A 3551-nucleotide genomic window follows, 5' to 3' on the forward strand; every position below is an offset into this window, starting at 1 on the left:
AGGAGTTCGGCGGTGTCCTACTCTCCCACAGGGTCCCCCCTGCAGTACCATCGGCGCTGTGAGGCTTAGCTTCCGGGTTCGGAATGTGACCGGGCGTTTCCCTCACGCTATGGCCGCCGAAACACTATTGACATGTATCAGGCAACACAACGTTTGTGTGTTGTTTGGTTCCCGACCGTACGTCGAGAACCACAAAGTGGACGCGTTCATCTCGCAGAAGAACAAAGGGTGTTATCAAGTCGTCGGCTTATTAGTACCAGTCAGCTGCACACGTTGCCGTGCTTCCACATCTGGCCTATCAACCCAGTAGTCTGGCTGGGAGCCTCTCCCCCTTGCGGGGATGGAAGTCTCATCTTGAGGCCGGCTTCCCGCTTAGATGCTTTCAGCGGTTATCCATCCCGAACGTAGCTAACCAGCGGTGCTCCTGGCGGAACAACTGGCACACCAGAGGTTCGTCCAACCCGGTCCTCTCGTACTAGGGTCAGATCCTCTCAAACTTCCTACGCGCGCAGCGGATAGGGACCGAACTGTCTCACGACGTTCTAAACCCAGCTCGCGTACCGCTTTAATGGGCGAACAGCCCAACCCTTGGGACCTACTCCAGCCCCAGGATGCGACGAGCCGACATCGAGGTGCCAAACCATGCCGTCGATATGGACTCTTGGGCAAGATCAGCCTGTTATCCCCGAGGTACCTTTTATCCGTTGAGCGACAGCGCTTCCACAAGCCACTGCCGGATCACTAGTCCCGACTTTCGTCCCTGCTCGACCTGTCAGTCTCACAGTCAAGCTCCCTTGTGCACTTACACTCGCCACCTGATTGCCAACCAGGTTGAGGGAACCTTTGGGCGCCTCCGTTACTTTTTGGGAGGCAACCGCCCCAGTTAAACTACCCACCAGGCACTGTCCCTGAACCGGATCACGGTTCGAAGTTAGATATCCAGAGTGACCAGAGTGGTATTTCAACAATGACTCCACGAATACTGGCGTACCCGCTTCATAGTCTCCCACCTATCCTACACAAGCCACACCGAACACCAATACCAAGCTGTAGTAAAGGTCACGGGGTCTTTCCGTCCTGCTGCGCGTAACGAGCATCTTTACTCGTAATGCAATTTCGCCGAGTTCGCGGTTGAGACAGTTGGGAAGTCGTTACGCCATTCGTGCAGGTCGGAACTTACCCGACAAGGAATTTCGCTACCTTAGGATGGTTATAGTTACCACCGCCGTTTACTGGGGCTTAAATTCTCAGCTTCGCCCAAAAGGGCTAACCGGTCCTCTTAACCTTCCAGCACCGGGCAGGCGTCAGTCCGTATACATCGACTTGCGTCTTCGCACGGACCTGTGTTTTTAGTAAACAGTCGCTACCCACTAGTCTCTGCGGCCACCACACCCTTTTCCGCGCAAGGCGGTATAAGTGGATGGCCCCCCTTCTCCCGAAGTTACGGGGGCATTTTGCCGAGTTCCTTAACCACGATTCTCTCGATCTCCTTGGTATTCTCTACCTGACCACCTGAGTCGGTTTGGGGTACGGGCGGCTGGAACCTCGCGTCGATGCTTTTCTCGGCAGCATAGGATCACCCACTTTTCATCCGCATCGTGTCTCAGCCTGTATGAGAGACGGATTTGCCTATCTCTCGGCCTACGCACTTGCACCAGGACAACCATCGCCTGGCATGGGCTACCTTCCTGCGTCACACCTGTTAATACGCTCACTCCACCAGATGGGGTCCCGTGCTCCATCACCCGATGAACCCCGAAGGGTCCGGTGGGTGACTTCGGACGGTTAGCACTCCTGATCTCGTGTGGGCGGTTCTTCGCCGGTACGGGAATATCAACCCGTTGTCCATCGACTACGCCTGTCGGCCTCGCCTTAGGTCCCGACTTACCCAGGGAAGATTAGCTTGACCCTGGAACCCTTGGTCTTCCGGAGGACGTGTTTCTCACACGTCTTTCGCTACTCATGCCTGCATTCTCACTCGTGTGGCGTCCACGGCTGGATCACTCCGCCGCTTCACCCGCCACACGACGCTCTCCTACCCATCAACACGGCTGGACCACGAAGGCCTACCAAAAATGTCAATGCCACAACTTCGGTGGCGTGCTTGAGCCCCGTTACATTGTCGGCGCGGAATCACTTGACCAGTGAGCTATTACGCACTCTTTCAAGGGTGGCTGCTTCTAAGCCAACCTCCTGGTTGTCTAAGCAACTCCACATCCTTTTCCACTTAGCACGCGCTTAGGGACCTTAGATGGTGGTCTGGGTTGTTTCCCTCTCGACTATGAAGCTTATCCCCCACAGTCTCACTGCTGCGCTCTCACTTACCGGCATTCGGAGTTTGGCTGACGTCAGTAACCTGGTCGGGCCCATCGGCCATCCAGTAGCTCTACCTCCGGCAAGAAACACGCAACGCTGCACCTAAATGCATTTCGGAGAGAACCAGCTATCACGAAGTTTGATTGGCCTTTCACCCCTATCCACAGCTCATCCCCTCAGTTTTCAACCTAAGTGGGTTCGGCCCTCCACGACGTCTTACCGTCGCTTCAGCCTGGCCATGGATAGATCACTTCGCTTCGGGTCTAGGACATGCGACTGAATCGCCCTATTCAGACTCGCTTTCGCTACGGCTACCCCACACGGGTTAACCTCGCCACATATCACTAACTCGCAGGCTCATTCTTCAAAAGGCACGCTGTCACCCCTACTAAGGAGGCTCCAACGGTTTGTAAGCAAACGGTTTCAGGTACTATTTCACTCCCCTCCCGGGGTACTTTTCACCTTTCCCTCACGGTACTTGTCCGCTATCGGTCATCTGGGAGTATTTAGGCTTATCAGGTGGTCCTGACAGATTCACACGGGATTTCACGGGCCCCGTGCTACTTGGGATCCCCTCCACGCTGCACCAAGCATTTCGACTACGGGGCTGGCACCCACTATGGCCGGCCTTTCAAGACCGTTCGTCTACACTCGCGCATCACGTTCGCTGTTCGGCAGAACAACAAGGAGGGTCCCACAACCCCGGGCATGCAACGCCTGCCGGCTATCACACACACCCGGTTTAGCCTCATCCGCTTTCGCTCGCCACTACTCACGGAATCACATGTTGTTTTCTCTTCCTGCGGGTACTGAGATGTTTCACTTCCCCGCGTTCCCTCTACCCGCCCTATATATTCAGGCGGGAGTCACCAGGTCGCACAAACGCCTGGCGGGGTTTCCCCATTCGGACACCCTCGGATCAAAACTCGCTTATCAGTTCCCCGAGGCTTATCGCAGATTGCTACGTCCTTCTTCGGCTCCAGATGCCAAGGCATCCACCGTTTGCTCTTAAAGACTTGAAATCACATGAGAAGCCACCAGCCCAGGAAAAGGCCGGCAGCAAAAGTTATTCTTTAAGATGCTCGCGTCCACTGTGTAGTTCTCAAAGTACGGGCGGTCCCCCACAACCACTGCCAACCGGCAACAGAAGTAAGGGCCACAAGGAAACAGAACAGCAGGCTCCCCCGAAGAGAAGCCAACCGGCCCGGTCCCTCAGGACCCAACAGCGTGCAGCC

Annotated in this window: 2 rRNA genes; both read right to left on the reverse strand. The window is 55.6% G+C overall.

Annotated features, from left to right (window positions below):
- Positions 1-4: 4 nt before the first annotated feature.
- Positions 5-121 (reverse strand): 5S ribosomal RNA (gene rrf / locus ACFVDO_RS19730).
- 109 nt (positions 122-230) lie between these two features.
- Positions 231-3338: ribosomal RNA gene (locus ACFVDO_RS19735) — 23S ribosomal RNA — on the reverse strand.
- Positions 3339-3551 lie beyond the last annotated feature (213 nt).

This window comes from Microbacterium sp. NPDC057741, assembly GCF_042798735.1.
Lineage (GTDB): Bacteria > Actinomycetota > Actinomycetes > Actinomycetales > Microbacteriaceae > Microbacterium.